This window comes from Microvirga sp. P4_G7 (assembly GCF_056401005.1).
Window position 1 is genome coordinate 1 of sequence record NZ_JBFUKD010000560.1, and the last position, 2,483, is coordinate 2,483.

The 2,483-nt window shown below is 62.9% G+C and carries 2 protein-coding genes; both read left to right on the forward strand.

What is annotated here, in order from left to right:
- Window positions 1-402: 402 nt before the first annotated feature.
- The gene (locus AC1DT3_RS17895) at window positions 403-1,611 is read left to right on the forward strand and encodes a deoxyguanosinetriphosphate triphosphohydrolase (RefSeq protein WP_477466581.1); all 1,209 of its coding nucleotides are present in this window, start codon (window positions 403-405) and stop codon (window positions 1,609-1,611) included.
- A gap of 104 nt (window positions 1,612-1,715) precedes the next feature.
- A partial coding sequence (argS, locus tag AC1DT3_RS17900; RefSeq protein ID WP_477466582.1) for an arginine--tRNA ligase domain-containing protein occupies window positions 1,716-2,483 on the forward strand: 768 nt, incomplete at its 3' end.

The following is a 2,483-nucleotide window of genomic DNA, read 5'->3' on the forward strand; positions in this document are numbered from 1 at the left end:
GGTCTGCCTCGCAGCGACGTGTTGCCTAGAGATCACGTCAATGTCTTGCGGCAGGGTCTGGTTTCCCATCGAGGCACGTGCCGAAGCCGCCGCCGGTCCCAGGCTATGGCTTACGTCGACGCGACCGAGGATCTCTTCAAGGGTTATGTTCTGCCAGGTGAAAAAGTGGCTGACGATTGTTGCCGAAGGTGATGCTTGAACGAGCGCCGTTGTGCTAACATTGCTGCTTCGCTAAACAGATCCTGACGTGGCAAATATTTCTTGTTGATCTGTGGATTGCGGGTACAGGCGCTCCTGGGATGGAGCCGAAAAATCGTGAAACGAATACCAACAAAACGAATGCGGTATCGTTAAGACCAAGGTAAGTGCCAAAGCACAAGGCTTCAACTCAAGGACAATGCAGTGCGGCCCTTTGGCGAACGATGGCGAGCCCCTTACGCCTGCGATCCGTCTTCGAGCCGGGGGCGGCTTTATCCGGAGGCGGTCTCGCCGACCCGGAGTGAGTTCCAGCGGGATCGGGACCGGATCATCCATTCCTCGGCCTTCAGACGCCTGAAGCATAAAACCCAGGTCTTCGTCTATCATGAGGGCGACCACTTCCGGACGAGGCTGACCCATACCATCGAGGTGAGCCAGATCGCCCGGGCGCTTGCCCGCTCCTTCGGCCTTGACGAAGATCTGGCCGAGGCGCTCGCGCTCTCCCACGACCTTGGCCATACGCCCTTCGGGCACACCGGCGAGGATACGCTCGACGCCTGTATGGCTGCGTTCGGCGGGTTCGATCACAACGCCCAGGCGCTGCGCATCGTGACCCGGTTGGAGGGTCGCTACGCAGCTTATGACGGGCTCAACCTGACGTGGGAGACGCTCGAGGGATTGGTCAAGCACAATGGCCCGCTTCTCGACGCGGCGGGGAAGCCGACCGGCGGGTTCGCAGAGCGAGGCGTGCCGCTCGCGATCCTCGAATACAATGCGCTGCAGGATCTCCGGCTGGGCACCTTCGCCAGCGGCGAGGCGCAGGCGGCCGCCATTGCCGACGATATCGCCTACGATGCCCACGACATAGACGATGGCCTGCGGGCGGGCCTCTTCGCCATCGAGGATCTGCGAACCGTCCCGTTTCTGGAAGAAATTCTCTCAGAGATCGATGGCCAGTACCCTGCGCTCGACCATTCACGCCGAATCCACGAGCTGACGCGCCGGCTCATTACCCGCTTCGTTGAGGACGTCGTTGCCGAAACCGAGCGCCGGTTGGCCGATCTGTCGCCGCAAAGCGCCGACGACATCCGAAACGCCAAAGAAACGCAGGTCCGCTTCTCGCCGGCCATGCAGAAGGCGGAGGCATCGGTGAAGCGTTTTCTCTATGAGCACATGTACCGCCATCCCAAGGTGATGGCCGTCCGGCGGCAGGCGGATCAGGTCCTCGGCGATCTTTTCGGACGGTTCATGGCCGAGCCCGCCACCATGCCCGACGAGTGGCGGGCCGACCTCGATGTCGCCGACCGGCCACGGCTCGCCCGACGGATTGCCGATTACATCGCCGGCATGACCGACCGATACGCGGTTTTGGAGCATCAGCGGCTGTTTGAGACGACCCCCGACTTGCGTTAGCCGGCCAAGCCGCTACAGCGTGATCGACAAACTGAACCGGCATTGCAGCTCCGCCCATTGCGGATCCCTTGGCCGGGATCGACGAGCCTTGTCTGGAAAGAAACATGAATATCTTCGGGTTGTTTGAGAAGCGTGTCGCCGAGGCCCTTGGGCGGCTGGCAGAGGCCGGGGCCATCCCTCAAGGGCTCACCGTCGACCGCGTGGTGGTGGAGCCTCCGCGCGACGCCTCTCACGGCGATCTCGCCACCAACGCGGCGATGGTTCTGGCGAAGGAAGCACGGATGAATCCGCGCGCCTTGGCGGATCTGCTCGTCGGCGATCTGAAGACAGACCCGCGTGTCACGAGCGTGGAGGTGGCCGGGCCTGGGTTCATCAACATCAAGCTCGCATCGCAAGTCCTCCACGACGTGCTGCGCGCGGCGACGATCGATGCGCAGGCGTTCGGCCGCAGCAACCGCGGCGGTGGCGAGCCCGTGAACGTGGAATATGTTTCTGCGAACCCCACCGGGCCCCTCCACGTAGGGCACGGGCGCGGCGCGGTGTTCGGCGACGCGCTCTCGGCGCTTCTCGCCTTCGCCGGCTACAAGGTCGCCCGCGAATACTACATCAACGATGCGGGTGCGCAGGTCGATGTCCTCGCCCGGTCGGCCTTCCTTCGCTACAAGGAAGCGCTCGGCCACGATGTGGGAGCGATCCCCGAGGGGCTATACCCGGGAGATTATCTGAAGCCCGTGGGCGAGCTGCTGGTCCGCGAGCATGGTCCGGCCCTTGTCGACAAGCCAGAAATCGAATGGCTGCCCATCGTCAGGGAGACGGCGATCGCGGCCATGTTGGACATGATCCGCGACGATCTCGCCGCCCTCAATATTCGT